This is a genomic window from Pseudomonas sp. AE27 (genome assembly GCF_037113495.1).
GTDB lineage: Bacteria > Pseudomonadota > Gammaproteobacteria > Pseudomonadales > Pseudomonadaceae > Aquipseudomonas > Aquipseudomonas palmensis.
Genome location: NZ_CP146966.1, coordinates 2,318,826 through 2,342,332, shown reverse-complemented (window position 1 = coordinate 2,342,332; position 23,507 = coordinate 2,318,826). Strand labels below are relative to the sequence as shown.

26 protein-coding genes, 1 tRNA gene and 3 pseudogenes are annotated in these 23,507 nt (G+C 61.2%); 11 read left to right on the top strand and 19 right to left on the bottom strand.

Annotated elements, in window-relative coordinates:
- Positions 1 to 21: 21 nt before the first annotated feature.
- From V9K84_RS10695 to V9K84_RS10685, 3 genes and pseudogenes are all read right to left on the bottom strand, one after another.
- Complete coding sequence (locus V9K84_RS10695) at positions 22 to 2,487, bottom strand: EAL domain-containing protein (protein WP_088514783.1); 2,466 nt, start codon at positions 2,485 to 2,487, stop codon at positions 22 to 24.
- Between the two features lie 241 nt (positions 2,488 to 2,728).
- A pseudogene (locus V9K84_RS10690) lies at positions 2,729 to 4,810 on the bottom strand (TonB-dependent siderophore receptor); the annotation flags it as partial.
- A gap of 217 nt (positions 4,811 to 5,027) precedes the next feature.
- A complete protein-coding gene (locus V9K84_RS10685) occupies positions 5,028 to 6,974 on the bottom strand; it encodes a methyl-accepting chemotaxis protein (protein ID WP_338794340.1) in 1,947 nt (648 codons plus the stop codon).
- 302 nt (positions 6,975 to 7,276) lie between these two features.
- On the opposite strand from V9K84_RS10685, the gene V9K84_RS10680 reads away from it, so the two are divergent.
- Both V9K84_RS10680 and V9K84_RS10675 read left to right on the top strand, forming a co-directional pair.
- A complete protein-coding gene (locus V9K84_RS10680; RefSeq protein WP_088514781.1) occupies positions 7,277 to 9,442 on the top strand; it encodes a methyl-accepting chemotaxis protein in 2,166 nt (721 codons plus the stop codon).
- A gap of 181 nt (positions 9,443 to 9,623) precedes the next feature.
- Positions 9,624 to 9,697, top strand: a tRNA-Cys gene (locus V9K84_RS10675).
- A 99-nt stretch (positions 9,698 to 9,796) separates the two neighbouring features.
- On the opposite strand, the gene V9K84_RS10670 is transcribed toward V9K84_RS10675, so the two are convergent.
- From V9K84_RS10670 to V9K84_RS10630, 9 genes are all read right to left on the bottom strand, one after another.
- Positions 9,797 to 10,846: a tyrosine-type recombinase/integrase gene (locus V9K84_RS10670; RefSeq protein WP_088514780.1), complete on the bottom strand. Its 1,050-nt coding sequence runs from the start codon at positions 10,844 to 10,846 to the stop codon at positions 9,797 to 9,799.
- Between the two features lies 1 nt (position 10,847).
- Positions 10,848 to 11,090 (bottom strand): DUF4224 domain-containing protein, encoded by a 243-nt coding sequence (locus V9K84_RS10665; RefSeq protein ID WP_088514779.1) that lies wholly within the window; start codon positions 11,088 to 11,090, stop codon positions 10,848 to 10,850.
- 82 nt (positions 11,091 to 11,172) lie between these two features.
- Positions 11,173 to 11,370 (bottom strand): hypothetical protein, encoded by a 198-nt coding sequence (locus tag V9K84_RS10660; RefSeq protein WP_088514778.1) that lies wholly within the window; start codon positions 11,368 to 11,370, stop codon positions 11,173 to 11,175.
- A gap of 135 nt (positions 11,371 to 11,505) precedes the next feature.
- Positions 11,506 to 11,799 (bottom strand): phage protein NinX family protein, encoded by a 294-nt coding sequence (locus tag V9K84_RS10655; RefSeq protein ID WP_338794339.1) that lies wholly within the window; start codon positions 11,797 to 11,799, stop codon positions 11,506 to 11,508.
- Positions 11,796 to 12,119 (bottom strand): hypothetical protein, encoded by a 324-nt coding sequence (locus tag V9K84_RS10650; protein WP_088514776.1) that lies wholly within the window; start codon positions 12,117 to 12,119, stop codon positions 11,796 to 11,798. The genes V9K84_RS10655 and V9K84_RS10650 overlap by 4 nt, the downstream gene beginning before the upstream one ends.
- Positions 12,116 to 12,385: a hypothetical protein gene (locus V9K84_RS10645; RefSeq protein WP_088514775.1), complete on the bottom strand. Its 270-nt coding sequence runs from the start codon at positions 12,383 to 12,385 to the stop codon at positions 12,116 to 12,118. The genes V9K84_RS10650 and V9K84_RS10645 overlap by 4 nt, the downstream gene beginning before the upstream one ends.
- Complete coding sequence (locus V9K84_RS10640; RefSeq protein WP_256582830.1) at positions 12,382 to 12,891, bottom strand: hypothetical protein; 510 nt, start codon at positions 12,889 to 12,891, stop codon at positions 12,382 to 12,384. The genes V9K84_RS10645 and V9K84_RS10640 overlap by 4 nt, the downstream gene beginning before the upstream one ends.
- 60 nt (positions 12,892 to 12,951) lie before the next feature.
- A complete protein-coding gene (locus V9K84_RS10635) occupies positions 12,952 to 13,245 on the bottom strand; it encodes a hypothetical protein (protein WP_063611983.1) in 294 nt (97 codons plus the stop codon).
- A 90-nt stretch (positions 13,246 to 13,335) separates the two neighbouring features.
- The gene (locus tag V9K84_RS10630) at positions 13,336 to 14,247 is read right to left on the bottom strand and encodes a hypothetical protein (protein WP_088514774.1); all 912 of its coding nucleotides are present in this window, start codon (positions 14,245 to 14,247) and stop codon (positions 13,336 to 13,338) included.
- A 67-nt stretch (positions 14,248 to 14,314) separates the two neighbouring features.
- Here V9K84_RS10630 and V9K84_RS10625 point away from each other — a divergent pair, with 67 nt between their 5' ends.
- Complete coding sequence (locus V9K84_RS10625; protein ID WP_338794338.1) at positions 14,315 to 14,956, top strand: hypothetical protein; 642 nt, start codon at positions 14,315 to 14,317, stop codon at positions 14,954 to 14,956.
- Here the strand turns inward: V9K84_RS10625 and V9K84_RS10620 are convergent.
- Positions 14,895 to 16,045, bottom strand: a protein-coding gene (locus tag V9K84_RS10620) for an IS3 family transposase (RefSeq protein WP_095160079.1) whose coding sequence is annotated in 2 segments (ribosomal slippage) — positions 14,895 to 15,802 and positions 15,802 to 16,045 — 1,152 coding nt in all. Because the reading frame shifts where the segments join, the coding sequence is not laid out codon by codon here. The two genes, V9K84_RS10625 and V9K84_RS10620, sit on opposite strands and share 62 nt — an antisense overlap.
- 37 nt (positions 16,046 to 16,082) lie before the next feature.
- On the opposite strand from V9K84_RS10620, the gene V9K84_RS10615 reads away from it, so the two are divergent.
- Together V9K84_RS10615 and V9K84_RS10610 are read left to right on the top strand one after the other, a co-directional pair.
- The gene (locus V9K84_RS10615; RefSeq protein WP_338794337.1) at positions 16,083 to 16,304 is read left to right on the top strand and encodes a hypothetical protein; all 222 of its coding nucleotides are present in this window, start codon (positions 16,083 to 16,085) and stop codon (positions 16,302 to 16,304) included.
- Complete coding sequence (locus tag V9K84_RS10610) at positions 16,301 to 16,681, top strand: hypothetical protein (RefSeq protein ID WP_088514383.1); 381 nt, start codon at positions 16,301 to 16,303, stop codon at positions 16,679 to 16,681. The genes V9K84_RS10615 and V9K84_RS10610 overlap by 4 nt, the downstream gene beginning before the upstream one ends.
- 349 nt (positions 16,682 to 17,030) lie before the next feature.
- On the opposite strand, the pseudogene V9K84_RS10605 reads toward V9K84_RS10610, so the two are convergent.
- Positions 17,031 to 17,363 (bottom strand): annotated as a pseudogene (locus tag V9K84_RS10605) (nucleoid-associated protein); the annotation flags it as partial.
- Positions 17,364 to 17,532: 169 nt separating this feature from the next.
- On the opposite strand from V9K84_RS10605, the gene V9K84_RS10600 reads away from it, so the two are divergent.
- The 5 genes from V9K84_RS10600 to V9K84_RS10580 all read left to right on the top strand — a co-directional run bounded on the left by V9K84_RS10600 (position 17,533) and on the right by V9K84_RS10580 (position 20,235).
- Positions 17,533 to 17,733: a hypothetical protein gene (locus tag V9K84_RS10600; protein ID WP_054914285.1), complete on the top strand. Its 201-nt coding sequence runs from the start codon at positions 17,533 to 17,535 to the stop codon at positions 17,731 to 17,733.
- A 103-nt stretch (positions 17,734 to 17,836) separates the two neighbouring features.
- On the top strand, positions 17,837 to 18,304 hold the full coding sequence (locus V9K84_RS10595; protein WP_088514385.1) for an anti-virulence regulator CigR family protein: 468 nt from the start codon (positions 17,837 to 17,839) through the stop codon (positions 18,302 to 18,304).
- 730 nt (positions 18,305 to 19,034) lie between these two features.
- On the top strand, positions 19,035 to 19,259 hold the full coding sequence (locus V9K84_RS10590; RefSeq protein WP_088514387.1) for a hypothetical protein: 225 nt from the start codon (positions 19,035 to 19,037) through the stop codon (positions 19,257 to 19,259).
- Between the two features lie 24 nt (positions 19,260 to 19,283).
- Entirely contained in the window at positions 19,284 to 19,703 is a 420-nt protein-coding gene (locus tag V9K84_RS10585) for a hypothetical protein (protein ID WP_143516626.1), read from the top strand.
- Positions 19,704 to 19,938: 235 nt separating this feature from the next.
- Positions 19,939 to 20,235 (top strand): hypothetical protein, encoded by a 297-nt coding sequence (locus V9K84_RS10580; RefSeq protein ID WP_043861706.1) that lies wholly within the window; start codon positions 19,939 to 19,941, stop codon positions 20,233 to 20,235.
- A 34-nt stretch (positions 20,236 to 20,269) separates the two neighbouring features.
- Here V9K84_RS10580 and V9K84_RS10575 read toward each other — a convergent pair whose 3' ends face one another.
- The gene (locus V9K84_RS10575) at positions 20,270 to 21,418 is read right to left on the bottom strand and encodes a serine hydrolase domain-containing protein (protein WP_088514388.1); all 1,149 of its coding nucleotides are present in this window, start codon (positions 21,416 to 21,418) and stop codon (positions 20,270 to 20,272) included.
- 173 nt (positions 21,419 to 21,591) lie between these two features.
- On the opposite strand from V9K84_RS10575, the pseudogene V9K84_RS10570 reads away from it, so the two are divergent.
- A pseudogene (locus V9K84_RS10570) lies at positions 21,592 to 21,783 on the top strand (hypothetical protein); the annotation flags it as partial.
- A 129-nt stretch (positions 21,784 to 21,912) separates the two neighbouring features.
- Here the strand turns inward: V9K84_RS10570 and V9K84_RS10565 are convergent.
- The 4 genes from V9K84_RS10565 to V9K84_RS10550 form a co-directional block, all read right to left on the bottom strand.
- A complete protein-coding gene (locus tag V9K84_RS10565; protein ID WP_088514389.1) occupies positions 21,913 to 22,239 on the bottom strand; it encodes a DUF2388 domain-containing protein in 327 nt (108 codons plus the stop codon).
- 25 nt (positions 22,240 to 22,264) lie between these two features.
- A complete protein-coding gene (locus tag V9K84_RS10560; RefSeq protein WP_043861710.1) occupies positions 22,265 to 22,597 on the bottom strand; it encodes a hypothetical protein in 333 nt (110 codons plus the stop codon).
- A gap of 154 nt (positions 22,598 to 22,751) precedes the next feature.
- Positions 22,752 to 23,006 (bottom strand): hypothetical protein, encoded by a 255-nt coding sequence (locus V9K84_RS10555; RefSeq protein WP_054914290.1) that lies wholly within the window; start codon positions 23,004 to 23,006, stop codon positions 22,752 to 22,754.
- 46 nt (positions 23,007 to 23,052) lie between these two features.
- Positions 23,053 to 23,487, bottom strand: coding sequence for a GNAT family N-acetyltransferase (locus V9K84_RS10550; protein WP_088514390.1), 435 nt, complete (start codon positions 23,485 to 23,487; stop codon positions 23,053 to 23,055).
- Positions 23,488 to 23,507: the final 20 nt, after the last annotated feature.

The window sequence follows — 23,507 nt, the reverse complement described above, 5'->3', positions numbered from 1 at the left end:
ACGGCCTGCGCGCTCGCTGATCTACCGGCCTCCCTTCTGGCGCTTGTCAGCCGGCTGCGGATGCCCGAACAGATACCCCTGAAAATGCGAGCAACCCTCGGCCTGCAACTGCTTGAACTGCGCCTCGGTCTCCACCCCCTCGGCGGTGGTGTTGATCAGCAGGCTGCTGCTCATGCCGGTAATGGCGCGGATGATCGACATCGCCTCGCGGCTTTCGCCCATGTCGTGCACGAACGACTTGTCGATCTTGATCCGGTCGAACGGGAACGAACGCAGGTAGCCCAGCGAGGAGTAGCCGGTACCGAAGTCGTCCAGGGCAATACGCACGCCCATGTCCTTGAGCGCCTGCAGGGTACGCAGGTTGCCGTCGCTGTTCTCCAGCAGCACCGATTCGGTGATCTCCAGTTCCAGGCGCGACGGGTCGAGCCTGGCGTCGGTCAGCGCAAGCTGCACCACTTCCACCAGGTCGCTGTTCTTGAACTGTACCGGCGACAGGTTGACCGCCACTGATTGCTCGGTGGCCCAGCTGGCGGCCTCCTGGCAGGCCAGGTTCAGCGCCCGCGTACCCACCTCGTGGATCAGCCCGGTTTCTTCGGCAATCGGGATGAAGTCCATCGGCATGACCTGCCCCTTGACCGGGTGCTGCCAGCGCATCAGCGCCTCGTAGCCGGTGATCTGCCCGTCGTTGCCGATGATCGGCTGGTAGTGCATGTGCAGCTGGCCCAGGTGCAGCGCGGTGCGCAGGTCGGTTTCCATGATGCGGCGGCGCCGCGCGGCTTCGTCGAGCTCGGGGTGGAACAGCTCGTAGCGGTTGCGCCCGTTGCGCTTGGCCTCGTACAGGGCCATGTCGGCGTAGCGCAGCAACTGGTCGGCCTTGTGGTGGTCGACCGGCGCGATGGCGATACCCACGCTCAGGCCCACCGAGAAACTGTGGCCGTCGATCAGGAACGCCGGCGCCACTGCCTCGATCAGGCGCGTGGCGGTGCGCTGGGCATCCTCGAGGCGCGCCAGGTGCGGCAGCACCACGGCGAACTCGTCACCGCCCAGGCGCGCCAGGGTGTCCTGGTCGCGCAGCACGCTGCGCAGGCGCTGGCCCAGGGCGCGCAGCAGGCGGTCGCCGAAGGCATGCCCCAGGGCATCGTTGATGTTCTTGAAATTGTCCAGGTCCAGACACAGCGCCGCAGTCATGTGCTGGCGCGCCTGCCCGTCGGCCAGGGCCTCTTCCAGGCAGTTGTGGAACAGCGTGCGGTTGGGCAGGCCGGTGAGTTCGTCGTGGTGCGCCATGTGGTGAATCTGCGCGTGCGCGGCGATCTCGTCGGTGACGTCGTCGGCGATCTGCAGCACATAGTGGCCCGCACCCACCTGCGGGTTGCGGCTGAGCAGGGTGCGTGAGCGCAGGGTGCGTCGGCCCAGCGGGGTGTCGAGGTGGTCTTCGGTCAGGTGCAGGCCGTTGTGGTTCAGGCAATGTTCGGTGAGGTGTTCGAGGTAGCCAGCCATCACCGGCACCAGGCTCTGCTGCGGGGTGCTGCCGACCAGGGCGCACTGCTGGCTGGAGAACAGCTTCTCGGCCTGCGGGTTGGCCAGCAGGATCTGGCGCGAGGCCACGTCCAGCACCATCACGCTGGACGGGATGTTGCTGATCACCGAGTCGAGAAACTGCGACAGCGCGGCCATTTTCTCGCTCTGCGCCTCGGCCAGTTCCTTGGCTGCCAGCAGGTCGAGCTCGTACTGGCGACGCTCGGTGATGTCGCGGGTGATCTTGGCAAACCCCAGCAGCTGGCCATCGTCGTCGTGGATGGCTTCGATCACCACGTTGGTCCAGAAGTGCGAGCCGTCCTTGCGCTGGCGCAGGCCCTGGGCCTCGAAGCGGCCGTTCTGGCGTGCGGCGTCCAGGCACTGGGCGGGCAGGCCGGCGGCGCGGTCCGCCGGGGTGTAGAACACCGAGAAATGCTGGCCGACGATCTCGTCGTGGGTGTAGCCCTTGGCCCGCTCGGCGCCGGCGTTCCAGTTGATCACATGGCCCAGCGGGTCGAGCATGTAGATGGCGTAGTCGTTCACGCCTTGTACCAGCAGGCGGAAGTGACGCTCCTGTTCACGTTGTTCGAGCAGGGCGCGGCGCTGTTCGGTGCAGTCGCGGGTAACCTTGGCAAAGCCGACCAGGTGGCCGTCGTCGTCATGCACCGCGTCGATCACCACGTGCGCCCAGAACGCACTGCCGTCCTTGCGCAGGCGCCAGCCCTCGGCCTCGAAGCGGCCCTGGTCGCGGGCGGTCTGCAGGTTTTTCTGCGGCAACTGCGTGGCGCGCTCCTCGGCGCTGTAGAACACCGAGAAATGCTCGCCGATGATCTCTTCGCCGGTATACCCCTTGGCCCGCTGCGCCCCGGCGTTCCAGTTGCTGACCACACCCTCCGGGGTCAGCATGTAGATCGCGTAATCGATCACGCTCTGTACCAGCAGGCGATACATTACATCGGAGTTTTCAATCATGTCGGCATCTCGGATCGCGTGGGGATGAAGCCAGCGGGGTGGGCAAGAGGAAACGAAAGGCGCGGGTGCGCAAAGCGGCACACTCAATATCAGGGCCGGATGCGAACGGCAATGGTTCTTTGGTACTGATTTTGGCGGTGCTCAGGGATTTGCGCGGCGCGAGGTGGGCATTTGGCCAGCAACGCCGGCTCCTGCAGGCTGCGTGCGCCCGTGCAGGAACCGGCAATGCCGGCGAAGGGGCTCAGAACTCCAGCTGTGCCGAGAACGTCAGGGTACGCGGCGCGCCCAGGAAGTGGTCGCTCAGCCAGTACGCCTTGTTGGTCAGGTTGCTGACGTTGGCGCGCAGGGTCAGGGCGTTGTCCGCCAGCGGCAGGCGATAACGCGCACCGGCATCGAAGGTGGTGAACGACGGCAGGCTGTAGTGGTTGGCCTCATCCACGTACTGCTTGCCGGTGTAATAGGCGCCGCCGGTCACGGCGAATCCGGGCACGCCGTTCAGGTCGTATTCGGCGTACACCTTGGCCAGTTGGCTGGCCACGCCCACCGGCTTGTTGCCCTCGATGCTGGCATTGGCCGCCTTCTTCACCTGGGGGTCGAGCAGGGTCAGGCCGCTGACCAGGGTCAGCTGCGGGGTGACCTTGCCGGTGATGCCGAACTCCAGGCCGTTGTTCTCCTGGCGTCCGTCCTGCACGTAGATCTGCTGCTGGTTGGTGTAGCCATTGGGCTTGTCGATGTTGAACAGTGCCAGGGTCAGCAGGGCTTCGCCCACTTCGGCCTTGACCCCCACCTCGTACTGCTCGCTGATGGCCGGGGCCATGGCCTGGCCGGCGTTGAGTGCGGTGTTGGGCGCGATGCCGCCGGCCTGCAGGCCTTCGATGTAGGTGGCGTAGGTGGTCAGCCAGGGCAGCGGCTTGTAGATCAGCGAGACGTTGGGCGAGGTCTTGCTCTGGTTGTAGTTGTCGATCTGGCTCGGGGTGCCGAACGATTCGGCCCACATGAAGTTGTCGCTGAAGGTCTTGATGCGGGTGCGGGTGACCCCGAGGATGGTCGACCATTGTTCGTTGAAGATGATCACATCGCCCAGCAGCAGGTTGTCGGCCTGGGTGCGCGACGACAGGCGCTGGTCGCCGTGGCCGATGGAGTAGTCGGGCTTGGCGTACTGCGGGGTTTCATCCAGCGGGATCGAGCCGTTGCCGCCCACCGGCTGGTACTGCGGCCCCGGGAAGGGAATGTAGTCGGTGTAGTCGCGTACCCGCGCCACGTTGCCCTGGTAGCCGAAGGTGACCTTGTGGCCGATGCTGGCGGTGTCGAAGGCCGCGTCGGCGAACAGGTAGGCCGAGGTTTCCTCGCGCTCGACCGGGGCGAAGGCGTACAGCGGTTGGCTGTAGACCCCGGGCGAGGTCACGGTGGGGCCGGTGTAGGCGTACTGGGTGCGGTTGCGGTCGTGGGCCACCGCGCCGCGCAGGCTGAACACCTCGTTCAGGCGCCAGTTGAAGCGGCTGCCGACGCGCTCGTGCTCGCTGTCGGAGAACGCCCAGCGCTGGCTGTAGAGCTTGTCGTTGTCCAACTGATCGGCGTCGGGGCGCAGGCGCTGGTCGGCGAAGTACCAGTAGCTGGTCAGGCCGTGGGTCTGGTTTTTCTTGTACGAGGCGTCGAACTGCACCAGCAGGTCGTCGCTGACGTTCCAGTCCAGCGCCAGGCTGACCATCTTGCGACGGCGGTTCTGCAGGTCGATGGCGGTCTCGCCGTCCTGGGCCAGCACGTTGACGCGGTAGGCCAGCACGCCCTGATCGTCGATCGGGCCGCCGAAGTCGCCGTGCACATAGGCGTTCTCGCCGCCGGCGTTGCCCAGGGTCACGCTGTTGTAGCGCTCGTAGGTGGGGCGCTTGAGCACGTAGTTGACCAGCCCGCCCGGGCTGCCGGGGCCATACAGGAAGCCGCTGAGGCCGCTGACGATCTCCAGGCGCTCCATCTCCTCGACGAAGTTGCCGCTGTCGGAGCCATTGCTGAAACGCAGGCCGTCGTTGGCGATGTTGAGATTGCCCAGGTCGTTGAAACCGCGGATCGCCACCGAACTGGCATAGCCGGCGCCCGAGGGCGAGGTGAACTGGGTGAAGGGGCTGAGCTTGAAGATGTCGTCGGTGGAGGTGGCCTGGGTGTTGCGGATCAGCTCGCTGGACACCACGCTGATCGAATAGGGCGTGTCCTTGAGGGCCATGCCGCCCAGGGCGCCGACGTTCTTCAGCGAGTCGGTGAGGTAGCCGGCTTCGGCGCTGCCGTCGGCGATGCGGGTGGCGTTGACGTCGGTTTGCGGCAGGTTCAGCCGGGCTTCGGGCGCAGCCTGTTCATCGGCGGCCAGCAGCGGCGTGGCGATACTGGCGCAGGCAATCGCAAGCGCCAGCAGGTGAGGGCGGGGCGTAGGGGCGGCAACGGACATGGGGTCAGGTTCCTGATGTGAATGGTTCTCAGTAACCCTGTTGCCGCACGAGAAACAAAAAGTGACAGAGGCGCTGCAAAATAAATCGTGCAGCGCCTTTTTTTCAGGTTTTGAAGCGCCGTACCAGCGTGTTCATTTCGTTGGACAGCTGGGTCAGGTTGAACGCATCGCTCTTGGCTTCACTGGCCAGTTGCGCCACCCGCTGCGCATCGCCGTGGATCTGGCTGATGTGCTGGTTGATGCTTTCGGCCACCTGGTGCTGCTCTTCGGCGGCGGTGGCGATCTGGGTGTTCATGTCGCGGATCATGCCCACCGACTCGCGGATCTGGCCAAAGCGGGTGCGTGCCTCGCCGATGCGGCTGACCGAGTCCTGCGACAGGCTCAGGCTGGTGTTCATCTGCGCGGCGACCTGGCTGGTGCCGCGGGCCAGGTTGGCGAGCATGCCGTCGATCTCGGCGGTGGAGTCGGCGGTGCGCTTGGCCAGCGCGCGCACTTCGTCGGCCACCACGGCAAAGCCGCGACCCTGCTCGCCGGCCCGCGCCGCCTCGATGGCCGCGTTCAGGGCCAGCAGGTTGGTCTGCTCGGCAATCGAGCGGATGGTGCTGAGGATCGACTGGATGGCGTTGCTGTCGCGCTCCAGCTGCTGCATGGATTGCGCCGACTGGGCGATTTCCTGGCTGAGCTGGTCGACGCTGCCCACGGCGGCGTCGATCTGCTGCTGGCCCTCGGAAGCCTGGCGCTGGCCGTTGTCGGCCGACTCGGCGGCCTGGCTGCACGAACGCGCGACCTCGTTGGCGGTGGCGACCATTTCATGGAAGGCGGTCGACACCATGTCCACGGCCTCGCGCTGGCGACTGGCGGCGTCGGCCATTTCGTTGGACACGCTGGTGGCGCTGTGGGAGTTGGTCAGGATGCCGTCGGCGGCGTGCATGATGTGCTGGATCAGGCTGCGGATCGCGCCCAGGAACTGGTTGAACCAGCCCGAGAGCTGGGCCGTTTCGTCGTTGCCGCGCACGTGCAGGTTGCGGGTCAGGTCGCCTTCGCCCTGGGCGATGCCTTCCAGGCCGTGGGACACGTCGTTGATCGGGCGCACGATGACCTTGGCAAAGCTGGCACCGACGAAGGCGAACAGCAGCCCAAGCGCGGCGGCAATGCCGACGATCAGCCAGGTGAGGCGGGTGGCCGAGGCCATCACTTCACTCTGCTTGACCAGGCCGATGAAGCGCCAGCCCAGTTGCTCGGAAGGCCACACGTTGGCCATGTAGCGCTCACCGTCAAGCTCGATCTCCACCAGCCCCTGGGTAGTCTTGGCCAGTTGCGCATAGCCCTGGCCGAGGCTGTCGAGCTGTTTGAAGTTGTGCGCCGGCTGCTTGGGGTCGACCAGGATGTTGCCGCTCTGCTCCAGCAGCATCACGTAGCCGGTTTCACCCAGCTTGAGCTGCTTGATGATCTCGGTCAGTTGCTTGAGCGACACATCCACGCTCACCACGCCGCCGTTGGCGCCCAGCGCGTTGGGCAGGCTGCGCACGGTGCTGACCAGCACCGCGTCGTCGTTGGCCCAGTAGTAGGCGGCGGTACGCAGGGTCTTGCCCGGGTTGGCCTGGGCCATCTTGAACCAGGGGCGCTGGCGCGGATCGTAGTTGGCCAGGCTGGGGTCTTCGGGCCATGAGATGTAGCCGCCCTCGGTGGTGCCGATGGAGATGTAGCCATAGGCCGGGTGGCTGGCGCCGAGGCGGGCAAAGTAGTCGAACACCGGTTTGTCCTGCGGCCCCATCGGCAGCGTGGGGGCGTCGGGCGAAATGTACTTCTTCAGGCTGGCGTCGGTGTTCTGCAGCATGGGCAGCTTGCTGAGAAATTCGATGTTCTGGCTGATGCCGTCGAAGAACAACTGCATGGCATTGGCCACCTGTCGAATCTCGCGGTCGCTGCCATCGACGAAGTTGTCCCGCGCCTCCAGGCGGATGTTGAGTATCACCAGCGTAGCGACGACCAGTATCGGTACGCAGGCGATGGTCGCGAAGCCCCACGTGAGTTTCTGTTTGATGTTCATATCCGCTCCGCTGACGCCGTTTAATTGTTGTTTCGTCTGGTCGGGTTATCGGCGTGGCGAGCGGCCGCTTGAGCAGCAAAGGCAAGGATTGTAGGACATTTCATCTGCGCACTCCTGCGGTGCACACAAGCGCGTTCATGCGCCGTTTCGGGGCGCAGAAAAGGTGGGTTCGCAGGGGGCATGGAAGGGGCTGGCAGAGTGCTATCTGGCTGGCTTGCGCGTCGGTTTTCAAGGTGGTTTTTTGCGTTGGCCTGGTAGTTGCCTGCCGAATGGACAAAGGAATGTCGTATCGGGAGATGTAAATGTCGCTATCGAACAATTGCATGCAACTGTCCGCCGCAGAAAAGCGCTGGCTGCCATGGTTTGGCAGGACCGGCAAACTGGCCATGGGCTGGGCCTGCCGCCTCAACCGATCGGCGTACCCGGTGATCGGGCAGACCTTCGAAGCCATTGCGCAAACCCGCGTCAAGTTGCTGCAGGGCTGGGCCCAGGAGCAGTGGGAGCACCTGGCGGAGCTGGCCGCCAGTGCCGGCAACGACATCCGCAGCCTCGATGGGCAAGTATTGCAGCAGAAGCTGGCGCAGGCCGACGACTTTTCCGAGTTGTTCGTGGTGGATGCGGCGGGCGAGGTGCTTGCCTCGACCTGGCGCGGCCAGGGCACGCGCCCGCGCATCGACCCACGGCCGCTGGCCGAGGGGCTGAAGGCGCCGTTTCTGCATGGGCCCTACAGCGACCCCCTGACCCTGGCGATCGGCCCGTCGACCTCCAGCTTTCATGATGAAGTGACGCTGATGTTCTACCAGCCGATCAAGGTCGACCGCCAGGTGGTGGGCTGCCTGTGCGCACGGGTGCCCAACGACGTACTGGGCGACCTGATCCAGCGCGAGGCCGGGCATATCTTTGCCGAGTCCGGGGACAACTACCTGTTCATGGTGCAGTCGCGTTTCGACCCCGGCCTGCAGCCGGGGGTGGCCTTGTCGCGCTCGCGCTTCGAGGACGGCACCTTCAGCCACGGCGAGAACCTCAAGAGCGGCGTGCACACCCCGTGGAAGACCGTGCAGGTGCAGCGCCACACCGAGCTTGAGCTGCGCTTCACCGACCCGGCCACCGGGCAATTGCACCCTGGCGTGCGCGAAACCATCCGCACCGGCGCCAACCTGTTCGTGAGCTACCCCGGCTATTCGGACTACCGCCACATTCCCGTGGTGGGCAAGGGCGTGACCTTTCAGTTGCCCGGCTCGCCGGACCGCTGGGGCATGATGTGCGAAGCCGACCTGGAGGAGGTGTACCGGCGGCGCTCGCTGAGCTACGGCCTGATGAAGCCGTACCTGGCGACGATGCTCGGCCTGTTCGTCAGCAACTACCTGGTGCAGCACTACAGCGGCCTCGACCAGGGCCTGATCGATGCGTGCGAGGGCGTGAGCCTGCTGCTGGCCGCGCTGGTGTTCAGCGTGCTGGGGCCGCGGCGCCTCGCCGCGCGCCTGAGCGAGATGACCGGCGTGATCAGGGCCATCGCCGAAGGCGAGGGCAACCTGCGCCAGCGCCTGGACACCACGCGCATGGCCAATGACGAGACCGGCGACATGGGGCGCTGGATCAACAGCTTCATCGACCATCTGGACGCGGTGGTGGGGCAGGTGATCAAGGCCAGCCACAGCGTGGGCACCACCAACCAGATGATGCTGGGGCGCAGCCAGGCCGCCAGCTTCACCTCCGAGGAGGTGGCCGATGCCGTGCACCGCATGATGGTGATCGTGGAGGAGCAACTGGGCGAGATCCAGCAGGCCTCGGCCGGCGCCGAGCAGATGAAGCAGGCCATGGACGAGGTGGTCAGCCGGGCGCGGGAGCAGTTCCTGACCGTGCAGGCGGGCACCCAGTCGATACGCGATGTGGTGCAGCGTTCATCGTCCAGTGTCAGGTTGCTGGACAGCCGCATGGCCGAGATCGGCAACATCACCGGGCTGATCAGCGACATCACCAGCCAGACCAACCTGCTGGCGCTCAATGCCGCCATCGAGGCGGCGCGTGCCGGCGAGCATGGTCGCGGCTTTGCGGTGGTGGCCGACGAGGTGCGCAGCCTGGCGGCGCGCACGGCACGGGCGGCCGACGATATCCGTACGATGGTCGACGGTTTGCACAGCGAGACGCAGCAGGCCGTGGGCTTCATGCAGAGCGGCGTGCAGGACGTGGATGACAGCTTGCGCCTGGCCGAGCAGGCCTCGTCCGAGAACGTGCAATTGCACCGGGCCGTGGAGAACATGTTCGGCATCATCCAGCAGCTCAACCAGCGCAGCCTCGAATACGGGCGCACCATCAAGGAGGTCGATCAGGCGTCACTGGAAATGCGCCAGACCGTGACAGTGCTGCACACCAGTGCCGAGACCGTGCGCTTGAATGCGAACAAGCTGCAGAAGCTGGTGGGCGTGTTCGAAGTCAGCCGCGGGGCAGGAGAGCCTGCCGCCGCATGACCCGTTGGCGAAAACCCACCCCAAATCTTTTTTAAATCAGGGGGTTGCAAGCCCTCCCGAATGCGGACATAATGGCGTCCATCGAAAGCGACGAGGAATAAAAATCTCAACGTTTTCAATGAGATGCAAATCTCTACAGTTTGTACGTGATTGAGCTGCTTCAGAGGGTTCAGTCATTTGAGGCCGAGTAGCAAAGTGGTTATGCTCCGGATTGCAAATCCGTCTACGCCGGTTCGATTCCGACCTCGGCCTCCATTATTGAAAGCCCCGCAGATTAACGTCTGCGGGGTTTTTCTTTGGGCGATAGAAAAGGCCTGAGTTCCGAAACTTTGAGGGTGGAGTTCCGAAACTTTTCTATTTAGAAGGCTTCGCGATGGCGCCGATCCTGCGGTAAACGCGCTCGGTAATGCCTTCTTTCGAGTGGCCAAGCAGCAAGCTGGCATCGCCCAGATCTGTGATCTCCGAAGCCGCCTTGGGGCGGATGTCGCGGAACTGAAACTGCGCGATTCGGTTGGCGAGCTCAGGCTGCTTCTCGCTGATGGCTTTCAGTCGGGCAGACTCCCGTGCCTCCTGCCACCGGTTGCGCAGCATCTCCCAAGACAGCCGTTTGCCGCTGGCGCTCAGGATGAAGAATGGCGACAGATGATCTCGATTCCTAAGCTTGATGCGATCCAGAAGCGTGCCCAGGCTGTTGTTCACCCCATTAACTTCCAAGATGATCCTCAGTCGCTTACCGGTTTTGCCCTGGCTGACCAGTAGGTAGGCCCCTTCCAAGTCGTCCTTTCGCATGGACAGCACGTCCGCTGGCCGCTGGCCGGTCAGGTATGCCAGGTCCATCGCGTCCTTCAGCTCCACCGGGGCCTCTTCATACACCGCTCGCCATACTGCCTCGTTAGCGTAGTAGTCGCGGGGCTTCTCCTTGTTTTTTCTCACCCCCAGGCATGGATTCTGCTGCGTCGTCAGCCCCCACTCGCGAGCCGTGTTGAATACGTGCGACAGAAGCGCGATCTCACGATTGGCCCTGGTCTTCGCGGATCGACTATCCCTGTACTGCGCGATCATGGCTGGCGTGATGGCATCGATAGGCGCCGAATCGAACACCATCCTCAGTTGCTTCAGTTCGTAGATGTTGTCTTTCTGGGTGCGGGGCGCTTTCTTAGGCAAGATGTGTCGTTCGTACTGATCGAAGATCCCTTTCATGGTCGTGAGTTCGGCCGGTATGGTTTTCGCCTCCAGCTCGGCCCATTTGAGTTTGGCCTGGGTCAGATCCGTGCCGAGGGGAATCTCCTTGCCGACGGGGTCTCGGTAGTAATACCCGACCCATTCCTTGCCGCTCTTCCTAGTGCGCTTGCGCCGGTAAACACCAGGCGGCAGGTCGCGATTCTCGGTACTTCTGGGGCGCATTTCATTTCACTCGGGAAAAGTCAGGTGTCCACGCCGCGGTCGGCAGGGGTGGGGGTGTAACAGGCAGAACGCCGAGCGTGATGCCAAGCTTCATGCGCGCGTACTGGCGGCCCACCAGGGGGCGACCGCCGCGGCTCTCGACGAAGTGCCAGTTGCGATCAGTGAGCCAGCGACGCTGCCAGCCCCTGGCCTTGTAGCCAGTCAGGTCAGCCAGCTCTTCGTCCGAAAGGATCTCGGTTTCCATGGGTAGGCTCCAAGCCGCAGATTGGCGGCAATAGCTCTCCATGCCCGCGCATGTCGGCGGGCTTGAGTAGTTGGGGGAGGGGTTAGGCGAGTTCGGCGGCGAACGCGTCGACCAGGGCCCGGCTGGTGAAGTTGAGCGGGAGGGCGTCGGTGCTATTGCCGTCGCTGATCAGCACCCAGCCGTTTTTGTAGAGGGTGCAGGTGTTGCGCCCATGCTGGACCCGCGCGATTGGCAGGCCGCCAAATGGCAGCCAGCGGTTGAGGCGATAGATGAGCTTCATCGCGGCCCCCTGTAGATCAGCCAGGCCATATAGGCGAGGGCGATCATGGCATCAGATCCTTGGGCACGCAGACGACGTTGCCGGCCACCTTGGTTATGACGGCTCTGCAGATCGCTACAAGCGGGCTCGGGCCCATCAGCCAGTCGGTGGGCTCATTCGGCCTGCTGGGTAGGCCGTCCAGCCGCCCCGCACTGGGCCATCGCCGATCTGATGCTTTGTCTTCAGCGGCCCTCCAAGCACCCAGTTCTCTTGCGGGTTGTACCGCTCGCAGCGCTCGGTTGCTTCGCCGCGGTAGTAGACGAACACCCTGGTCGGTGCGCCGTAGTGCGGCTTGGCCACATGCACATCCAGCCCCTCGGCCTTGGCGACCGCCCAGGCCAACTGCTCGCCCACCAGGTCGGCCGTCTTCACTTCGATTAGGTCGGTCATGCGCGCCTCCGTTCGGGATTACCATACAGGTCGTACTCCGGGCGCTCTGGCGGATATGCCTCAGCGGTGAGCGCCTGGTCGATGGCGGCGCGCAGGTCCTCGTTGTAGTTCTCGCCCAGCACCCGAGCGCATGGCTTGCCCATGTAATGGCCGATGATCTCAATGCCGATCGTGTAGTCGCCGTCCATGCCATTCGAATGACTCTCGAAACGAACATCCCAGCAGCACGACTCCAGGGCGCTAAGCCTGTCGCGGTCGCGGCGCAGCTCTTCCAGTTCATCACTGGATACGATGGTGAAGCTCGTTTTCTTCTTGCTCACAGCTGATACCTCTCATCAATCCAGCGCCCAGGCGCCAGTGCGGGTGTATGCTCGGGTTGTGTTTCGTGCGGGGAGAGCTGGCGCTGGTTGCCGGCCACTTGCGGCAGCCAGACCTTCACGCAGCTGATGGCGTTGTTGCCCAGCGAGTTCATGACGTAGCACACGACGCCGCGGGGCTTGTCCTCGAAGTACCAGACACCTGACGGCAGTTCGGTTGCGCTGGCGCCGGTGGCCAGCAGCAGGAGGCAGAGGGCGAGGCGGGTCATTTGCGCAGGCCCTCGTCTGGGTCGAAGCCGAAACGCCGGCACAGCGCGTGCGCCACGCCAGAACCACAGCAGAAGGCATCCTTCATGAGCACCCAGCGTGGCTGCTTCATTCTGGTGGTGCCACGCACCATGCGGACCGCAGTGCGGAGCAGATCGTCTTCGGTGAACTCGCAGCCGGAGAGCGTAATGGTGCGGCTCTGACCCTTGAGTCGTTCAATTTCTTCCCGCAGCTCGGCAACCTGGCCGTGCTCGCATTCGTCGCTTTGGTCATCGATCAGCTTCAAGCCGACCATTTCGTCGTCGCGCCAACCACCGTAATCGTGGTCGTATCGTTCACAGAAGAAGCCTTCTTCGCCGTCGCGGGTCGGGATCGTGTAACTGTCGAAAGGACCGCCATAGGTCGGCACCATCCCACCATCGGGGTGCTCGATCCACATGAAGAACTTGCGGCCGGTGATCGGGCATTCGTCTGGGCACCACCGTGCCGCCGTTTGTGCGCTGGGCATACGGAATCCTTTGCCGCCATATCGCGGCAGTGAATAGAGGGGAGAGGGGTAGGGGTGTTGCTACGGAACGCGTACCCACCAGCTTTGCGCGTAGGCCACGCCGTCGATGAACTCGATGCCAGTGAACGTGGCGCCCATGGTCGACATGCCGGTCATCACCGCCTCATACAGCGGCGGCAGAAGCGGCTCGCCCGGGTGAATCTTCAGGATCGATGCTGAACTTGAAGGTCGGCCCATGGGTGAGAACGCATCGACGCACAGGTGCACGTCGCCGCGGATCGGCACAGCGGTGTTGATCTCTTTCTTGCTGCGGGGCACGCCGCGCACGCGCATTGGAACGATGAGGAAGTGCATAGAGAGTACTGTTCAAATAAACAGCATTTTGTTCCCGCAATCCGCGCCCGTCGATGGCGCTTCGTCGGGTGGAGTACAAATGTTCTCCTGCTATGGCTTGCGCTCCAGGGCGGCGCGGGCTTCATCCACTGCATCAGCAAGATTGCCGAAACCTGCCTGCCTAAGCATCAAGGCGGCCGGCACCAGCTCATCCCGATCAACCGGCGCGCTCGGCGTGCAGTCCGTGCAGGTTTCGGCGTTCAGGATGTTTCCGACGATACCAAAGCCGTCGCACTTCTCGCATTTGTACGGCTCGTACTCTGGTGCATCGATGCCATTGGCATGCATTCGGCCGCCAGGGGATCCGGTTCCGCTGCAGTCCTCGCACTTCGGCGCGCTCGGCTCTGCGCTGGCGGATAGGGCTGTTACCCTTGCAGCTAGGTCGGCGGGTAGATCGAAGTCAACGCCGGACGAATGCCGTTTGTTGATATCGCGCAGCAGCGCATCCCGCTCGGCCAGCTGGGCGCGCAAGTCGATAGCGTTCTGCGCGAAGGCATCGCGGGAAGACTTCACGCTCTCCAGTTCAGCACGCAGCCGCTCAACCTCGCCAGGTTCGGCGTGGGTGTAGAGCGGTGTCCAGTCGTTCGTGAAGGGCTTTTCGCAGTACTCGCGACCATCCACAAATTCCCGATAAAAAGCCACCGGCTCGCCCTGGTGCTGGGCGCCGGCCGCCACAGTCGTGAACCGAACCCATCCCTGCCGGTCGCCGGCAGTCGCCACACCGCCGTACTCGCGATCACCACCACCGGCCGCCAGGCAGGCGAACAGGGCGTCTTTCAATGCTCGGTCGGGATCACCTTTGTGCTGGGCGGCTGGCGCATCAAGTAGGCCCTGCCAGAACTCAGCATGAGGCGACGGGTAGGGGTGGGCTTGGTACTTCAGCAGCTTCACTAGGCGCTCAACTTCGTCGCGCGGCACGCTGACCATCTGGTCGGTGTTGCTGGATCGGTTTTCTGTGGGCATGGGGATACCTCGCTGGATTAGCTTGTGAGACGATCAGTGCTTTTGGCGAATAGATGCGGAGGGGCTAGTGGAAGAGGCAGCGAAGCCAACGGATATCAAAGCAGGGGATCTGAAACTAATACTGGCTTTAGGCGCTCTAGCGCTTATAGCTCTTGTTTTTGTTTTTACTCTTTACAGACTGAATTTTGGCGGGGATTTATCTCCGAAATCCAGCGAGTGGTCAAACTTCGGAGGTTACTTTGGAGGGGTACTTGTTCCGATAGTTTCTGTTTTGACGCTAGTGACAGTATTCAAAACTGTACTCCTTCAAAGAGAAATGCTACAGCTACAAGATGCTACTTTCAGATCTCAGACGCGGCAGGCCGCCGCCCTCGCAGCTGATGCAGAAAAATCCCGTATTGACTATCGTAAGTCAGCACTCATGGGATTTGCCGACAAGCTTGTATTGTCGCTTGCAAAGGAAATGGAGTCGACCAGGGGCGCCTGCTTCGAGGCAATTAAAGTTATGAACTCAATGGCTGACATTGAAGAGGTCCGGAAGCTTGCGGAGGGAGTGACAAAACTGCAGGGGCAACTCGATAAAATGGACGACAAAAGGTTGTCTCTTCAGCGCTTGATGTTCAGTATTTTGAATCGCCCCTGGTTTCCTAGACACTCTCCAAGCTCAGGAAATAGCGTTTCTCATACTCTACTGGAGACAGCTGCATAGCACTGCTGTGTCGGCGTTTAGGGTTATAGAACATCTCGATGTAATCGAAAATATCACTTCGGGCTTCTTCACGGGTTGTGTAGATCTTTCGTCGGACTCGCTCCCGCTTCAAAAGCTGGAAAAAGCTCTCGGCTACGGCATTGTCGTGGCAGTTTCCCCGCCGGCTCATGCTGCTGATTACATTGTTGGCCTTCAAGAAACTTTGCCAATCCGAGCTACTGAACTGACTGCCTTGATCTGAGTGAATCATCACTTGCTGCTGAGGCTTGCGTCGCCAAACAGCCATCAACATCGCGTCGATAGCTAGGTCGCTGCTCATCCTTGGCTTCATTGACCAACCAATTACTTGGCGTGAGAACAGATCCAGCACTACCGCGAGGTAGAGCCACCCTTCATAGGTGCGGATGTAAGTGATATCTGTCACCCAGACCTTGTTCGGCTCACTGACCTTGAACTGCCGCGCGAGGTGGTTGGGCGAGGCCACTGTTGGTTTTCCACCATAGAACCCTGGACGCCGCCGATAGCCCGTTTGAGAACGCAGCCCCTCCGCCTGCATCAAGCGCCCGACTCGATTTCGACCGCATTCCTCTCCCAGCTCACGCAGGTCATCGTGAATTTTGCGGTAGCCGTATACACCTCCGCTTTCCAGCCAAGCGTGTTTGATCAAGCCAAGCAGACGTTGATCTTCTTTTGCTCGGGAAGATTGAGGCTCGGCCAGCCAGGCGTAATAACCGCTGGGGTGCACCTTGAGGGTATGGCAAAGGCGCCGCACCGGGTAATCAGTCGAGTGCTTCTTGATGAAGGCGTACTTCAGCCGCACTCCTTGGCAAAGTACGCGGCGGCCTTTTTTAAGATGTCTCGCTCTTCCGTCACGCGCTTGAGTTCAGCGCGTAGCTTGCGCAGTTCGGCCTGCTGATCGTCGTCTTGCTGACGCTGCTCTTGGGGCTTGCTGTAGACCTTGATCCAGGCGTAAAGGCTGTGCACGGACATACCCAGGCGCTGGGCGACATCGGCGACAGGTTTGCCTTTCTCGGTCACTTGCTTGACCGCTTCGATCTTGAATTCTTCGGGGTAACGCTGACGACTCATGGCTCCTCCTATTTGGGCCTCATTATGAGGCTTGGAGGTGTCTACGAAACTAGGGGCGATTCAGGCCGAAGCTTTGAAGGTGTTTGATATAAAGTACTTCGGAGACGCCCAGGGCGTGACTTTCACTGGTAGTAACATGCTATTGGATGGGGACTCTATTTACCTGATTAAGGGCGAGGAAGAGTCCGTCTGGTCCGACAGCGGTGCAAAAGAAGATGTTAATCGTATTCTTGACGCAGCAAGGAAGAACGGTTCATGAAAGTCGGGGATGTGGAAGGGTCTCCGGAAGAGATTCATGATTTTTTCAAAAACAACGGAATGGATCTGTCTTCCTATATTTCGGCACCAATGAAAAGGCGCTGGTTAGTACTTCCAGTAGTGTTTTCTGTATTGGTTCTGATTATTAACTCTTTGGGGCAGGTTTACTATCCGGATTTCAGAGCTACGTGCTTGCCAATTGCGTTGGTACTGCAGCTGGTCTGCATGGCATGGCTAGTGGTCTCGGCTCAACTGAAATTTGATAGCACGGCGACAACTGTAGTATTGGCTTTGAGCTGTTTGCTTTTGGTTGCTGTTACCGCTGGAATGATGAGCATCCCTGATGCACTGACTTTTGTGAAAGGGCTCAAGGAGTAACGAGCCTCTCTCGACCTAGCCAGCCGTTTTGTTCAGGGTCTTTGGCCCCTGCGCGGGAAGTCGATGCTGTTCTCTAACGTCCGTTACAGTCAGCGCCGCCTCATCAGGCGGCGTTTTCGTATGGGGGGAAGGCGCTGGCGGGCAGCGCTGCTGGTGTTATGCTTCGCCGCTTACCAAACAGGGAGAGTGGTAGTGAAACTGCGGGAAAAGCATAAGGTATTTCAGGAATGGTTCACGCCGCGGCGGCGTCGGCGAGCGGGCGGTACGTTGCTCGTCATCTGGACTGTCGGCATCTGCGTTTACCCTGGCAAGCACTGGATCTACGTGATGATTCCCGGAATGATGTGGTTCATGAGCGCTTGGCCTCCCGAACTCCATGACAAGCGCTGAGGCACTGGCGGGCGGCGCCGAAGGGGCAGGCCGCGCGGCGCTTCAGTTGATCAGTAAGCTGCGTTGGCAGGTTGCGGATAGTCAGGCTGCTGCTGTCCTGGTCGAACTCAATCTTGGAGCCGAGCAAGTGAGGCTCGAAGCTGATCGACAAACCCTCTGCTCGACCGGTGTAGCGCCTGAACTGGTTCAGGGTGCGCTTGTGCGCAGTGAAGCTTTCCATCAGGCCGTAGTCCCCGGCCTTGATAAATTCGGCGAAGGTCGCGGGTCGATCTTCATCGAGCACCTGCACCATGTAGTGAGGCCCAAATACCAACATCAACCGGTCGGAACAGGGTCAATTCGGGAGCGCATTCAGGTGGGGCAAGACGTAATGCTTCGCGGCGGCATGCGCCGCCCTCCGTGACCTGAGCGCCTACGCAAGTTATCGTGGGGTTATGGATGGATTACTGAAGGAGGCGTGAATGCTGTGGTTCGGAACCGACAAAGCCAGGTTCAAGGTTCAGCGGCGCATCGCGGGCGTCGTGTTGTTCATTGCGATCTTCTTTCTGGCCGCACAGCTCGAAGCATGGTGCTCAGATAACGCCGCATTTGGCGATGTACTGGACGGCATCATCTTGACTGTGTTTGCAGGAGGCATGTTCTACCTGGCAGGCAGATGGTGACTGTGGTCGCCCTCCGTGGCCGGATGCGGCATGGGGGTGAGTGAATCTTTTCATACAGCGTCGTCTACATTGGAGGGGCTATCCCCTTTCTGAGAGTACGGCCATGCTCAAATCGAAAACGTTGATCTCAGTGCTTACAAGCCTTGTTTTAATTACAGGCTCGGTCGGCGCATGCGCTGACCCCGGTAATGGAAAAGGGCAAGGCAACGGAAAGGGTAACGCCCACAATGCTCAAGGCCACGGCAACCAGGGGAGCGGGGCGAAGGGAACGCGTTCAGGGCAAAATGACTGGGACCACGGCCCGAACATTGATCGTGGCAGCGTCCTGAATGTACTGAACAGTTACCGCAATTATTGGGCCCCAAGTCCAGCACTACCGCCTGGCATCCAGAAGAACTTGGCACGAGGAAAACCGCTCCCTCCTGGCATCGCGAAAAAGCTCGACGCAAGACTTATCGGCCATCTACCGCGCTACGATGGCTATGAGTGGCAACAAGCTGGCACAGACTTGATTCTCGTTGCTATTGCCACCGGCATCATCTACGAAGTGATAAATGGAGTGCTGGATTAAGCTCGATCTATTAGAAGCTCGCATCAGGCTTTTCAGGCGGCGCGCTTGCTCCTTTGGATGCGAGTTCATCAGGTCTATCGACGAATTCGAGGCTGGCGGGCTTGCACAGGGCATGATCGTTGCGTCCCTACAGGGGCATGCCCACCCCGAGACGCACAGGATAGTGGCCAGATGAAGGGTTACGGGTGCTGTGCGCTTGGACCGACAAGGAGCCGATAGCGCCTGAAGTACGTACCATCGATATCAACGTCTCCGTCAGGGCGAAACCCTAGGCGCAGTACACCTTTGATTCGAACTCTGGTTGGTGGAAGCAGTAGGGTAATCGACTCCAGCCTCAACTCCTGAACAGCGCGCCGTACGATTTCATTGAAAATTACCTTTCCCAATCCCCAGTAGTGTGGATGGAGCACCAAGGCAAGATCGGCGTCGTCGCCCTCTTTCTGTAGCCCACCCCAACCGGCAAATTCATTCTCGACGAAGAAAGCCCAGGGCCCATATCAGTTAAGGACCCATTGGGCCTCTTTTTGGGCGACCCATGCCTTGCATTTTTTTTCGTCAAAGTCGGGGCGACCCAGGGGCATCTGGCGTAAGACATCTGGATTGTTGTTAAGCGCCATGATGTCATCGGTTGAAACATCGCTGAGATGTCGGAACGTTAGCTGCATGATTTGCCTTGCGGATGACTTGATGTTCACCAATACCGGCAACCCACCATTATTTCAACGTCCAGGTGCGTGATGAGCAGACCGATGCCGCCACCATCGCCGACCGGATCAACCAGAAAAAGCTGAACCTGGCCAATAACTACAGTGACAGCGCCTGCGGCATGAGCCTCGACGAGTACAACCAGAAGCTGGCGGCCCTCAAATTATGCTCATGCAGAAAAATGGCTCAAAAAAAGCCCGCGCTAGACGGGCTCAAGTATGCGTCGGGACAGTGGCCTCACACGTTATGAGGGCTGAAATCGGGTGCCGCAAGCATGACACAGCCAACTACGGCGCCAGACTTCCAACTTGTCGTATTGCGCGACGTTGAACCGCCAATGACGAACAAAACCGATCACGCCGATTGCAATGAACGCAACGCCAATGAAGAACCTGGTCCAATCGACTCCCCACCAGGTGTTCATGAGTTTAAGGCCGTCATACAGGATGATGGAGCCCACGATCGTAAGTATGACGGGCCCCAGCAAGCGTTTGCCTGGTGGGGGAGAGACGCTGGCGGCCAGGTCAGTCTGATGTTTACCCGTCGTCTCGACCGTAACACTTGGCCCTACTCCGGATTGCACTTGATGAGTGGTTTTGATGCGGGAGGTGCCTGCGGCATGGATAACGGACAGCAGTTGAACATTCTGCCCGTGACAGTGTGGGCACGCGACGGCATTGTGACTTACCACTAGTTCATTCCTTTGAAATGACAAAGTGCGCATTTTAAAACAGCTCCGAACATTCTTGCACTTGGTGGCATTTTGCTTGCAGCCACTTTGCTGGTTGACCGAGAGGGGCTCTTTTCATCTTGAATCCATCGCTGTGGTAGCGCATTCGATTCATCCGCCCCTGCACCAGGGTGGCGTGCACCGTTGAAGTGAGCTATTGCTGATGTTTCGGCACCTGGCCGACTCAGGAGACAATTCGATGAAACAGCTACTGTTGGGCGCCTTGCTGGTGAGCGCTGCCGGCATTGCCCATGCGGACATCCCGCTGCTTAACGCCACCTGCCCAGGCAACATCGAGGTTCACGCCGATGAAGGCGGGCCGATCTATATCAATGGCAAAGAGGCCACGTTGAAGAAATTCAACGACAACTATTTCGAAGCCAAGGGCAGCGGGATAACCGTGTCGCTCACCATCAGGCCCGACGGCTCGCCGGATGTGTCGTACACCGGCAAGAATCGTGCGAATGGCGTCTGCGAACTGGCCGATCAGGACTGAAACGCCAGCGCCCGGTAAGCGCTGGCACGATGCGTCACTCAACCGCTGCGAAGGCAAGTGCCGCAAGCGTTCTGGCGCGAGGGTCCATCAGCACATGGCTGCCCATGGTGGTGGTCACGAAACCAAAGCTCATCTCCCGGTCTGGGTCTGCGAACGCCACCGGCCCGCCCAGCCCAACATGACCGAATGCCTGCGGCCCCATGCAATAGGACGCGTCAGGGTCGGCGGCATGTTCCATCATGCAACCCAGGCCATAGCGCATGGGGCGCCGCAGGGTCTGGTCGAACCCTGCACTTTGCTCTGTGCCGAACGCCTTCAACAGTTGTGGCCCCAACAACTTGCCTTGCAGCAGGGCACTGTAGAAGCCCGCCAGGCCATGGGCGTTGCCATGGCTGCAGACGCCCGGCTGGTGGTAGCCCCACCAGCGCGGATTACCCGTACGGGTGGGTGAAAGGCTGGGGTTGGTGAATGCCAGGGTCGCCACATGCGCAGGCTCATTGAGGATGAGGGTGCGCAGGTCCTGTGCGAACCGGTCACCTACTCGACCGGGCGCATGCTCGAAGTGAGCGATACGCTTGAACTGATCGGCAGGCACGCCCAGGAACACATCCAGCGCATGGGGTTCGAGGATCTCCTGGTGTATGAAAACCCCGGCGTCGCGACCGTCCACGCGGCGGATCAGCTCACCGATGATCCAGCCATAGGTGGTCGCGCCGTACCCCACCTGTGTGCCTGGCGACCACCACGGCTGTTCGTCTGCTGTCACCTGGGCCATGTGGTTCCAGTCGTACATGTGGGGCGTGCGATCCGGCAGGCGCAGCGCAGGCAAGCCGCTGGTATGGCTCAACACCTGGCGAAGGGTGATTCGTTCTTTGCCGTGTCGAGCGAATTCAGGCCAGTGTTTGGCCACGGGATCATCCAGACCCAGTCGGCCCCGTTCCACCAGCATGAGTACCGCCACAGCGGTGATCGGCTTGATGGTGCAATAGGCGTTGACCAGGGTATCGCGCTGCCAGGGGGCATGGCCGTGCGCATCCTTCACGCCGCCCCAGATGTCTACGACGGTCTTGCCGCCGACCTGTATGCAGACACCGCCACCGCGCTCGTGGGGCTCATCCAGGATGGCGGCGAAGGCCTGGCGGATCGGTTCAAAAGCAGCGTCACATCGTCCTTGTACCTGCATCTCATTGACTCCATTCGATCGAGCGCTGAACTCTAGCCCGTACTGCGCGGTGGGGGTGCCGGTGCCCTGCGCTTGTGCGCACCGTTCGTCCAATGCCCGGCACTCCCACACCCTGCGAGGCTTCTCACGCTTATGCGCGGGCATCCCGTGCAGCAGCAGCCTGGAGAACCACCATGGACATCGACGAGAACGCACCTGGCAACAGGTCACAGCAGGGCGTTACGCGCACCACCGACAACGAAACCGGTCACGATCCAAGGCGCGAGGCGCCAGAGGTGCCACTGCCGCCTGACGACGAAGCGGCGGTCGAAGAAGACATGACCGATGTGGAGGCCGGCAACTCGGTACTGAGCGAGCATCCCGAGGCAGGAAACCACAGTCGCGACGACCACCCGCATGCGGGCTCGCCATTGCGCGAGCAGGGCGATGAGAGAAAGGAGACGCGCGACGTGCCTGCGAGCGATCCTGAGTCCGGTGCCTGAACCCTCGCCTGGTCAGTAGGTGGCGGTGATCGCCTGAGCCAGCTGCCGATCTGTCATCAAAGGTGGCCGGGCGGTCGCACGATAATGCCGAGACGCCTGCTCGAACTGTGCGCCGCGTATCTGGCCATCCGAGCCAACGAAGGCCAGCGCATCGCTTCTGGCCGACTTGAACAGATCGGGCGCATTGAAGGTCAGCGCGGTGGTGCCCGCCACCAGGATGCTCGGCACGAACGTGGTGTACATCAGCGCCTTGTCGAACGGATTGGCGTTTTCGGCAGCCGCAGCGTCGCTGCTGGCCAGGACAAGCAGGGCGGCGCCCAGGGCGTTCCATACGGTCATTTGCGGTTCCATTGCACCGGGTGGCTTAGCGTGATCTCAGGCTTCGATGCAGGCTCAGCACGCCCTTGTCGTCGAACAGAAAGATGATCTGGTTGCCCACGTTGTCCTGGCAGATGACGCCTTCATTCTGGCTGTCGACGATGCCCTGGCATGCCATGTTCGACACGTAGGGGCGCAGTTGGCACTTGAGCGTCTTGCCATCTTCGATCACCAGTTGGTGGTTGGGCGAGATGCTCTGCGGGTCTGGGGCCGGGCAAGTGCCCTGGCCCCAGTCGATGCCTTGATGATTGGGCTGATGATTGGGCTGGGTGGTGCAGCCGGCCAGCAGCACCAGGGGCAACAGGTATTTGCACTTCATGGTCACGGGTCCTGGTAGTTGCATCATTGTTGCGTTAGCGCTGCAGACTACAGGGTGAGGATTTTCATTACCCTGCGCTGAGTCTCGTTTTGAAAGATTCGCCCGGGCGATGCCAGTGCTGCGCCGGGCGGTTCCGCTATCGATGGGAAGTTCGCTAGCGCGCGGGCTCACCGTCGGCCAGCCCTCTGGCCAGGTCCACGGCTGCGGTAATGGCGGCCCTGGCCTGGGGGCTGTTCTTCCAGCAGGTCGAGCCCAATGCGGCAGATGCCTGGGCAAGGATGTCAGTGACATCCGATCTGCCCAGCTCGGCCAGGGAATCGATGCCCATCTGCTCGAGCCGGGTGATGACGGTGGGGCCTACGCCCTTGAGCGCCAGCAGGGCAGTACGTTCTGTCGGGGAAAATGCCATCGATGAAATCCTTTTCTGTTCTGTAGAAGCCTGGCGACAAGCCCGCTCAACCCATGAACTTCACGAAGACCAGTTCCGGGTCGCCCGGGTCGAGGTTTTCGATTGTCCCGCTGTGTTGATAGCCCAGCTGTGCCAGGAGTTGGCGCATCGGCAGGTTGGAGGTGTTGGTGGATGTGAACACCTTCTGCGCCGAGGCGACTCGCTCCAGGTGTGTCATCAGCTGGCGGCCGACACCGGTGCGCCTGGATGCATCTGAAACGACCACCAGGGGAATGAAGTACTCACCGAAAAAGCTTCGGTCCAGGCAACCATAACCCAAGGGGTTGGCGGCGTCGTTCGCTTTGCAGGCAATCCAGCACTCACGTGCGCCGATGGCCTGCGCAAGCTGCCCGCGGCGGCGTTCATCGTTGCGTGCAACAGCGTCAATGCCTGTCAGGAGGGGGATGTCCTCTGCCAGGGCCTGCCTGATGGATAGGCTCATGGTCTTGCCTTGTCGGTTTG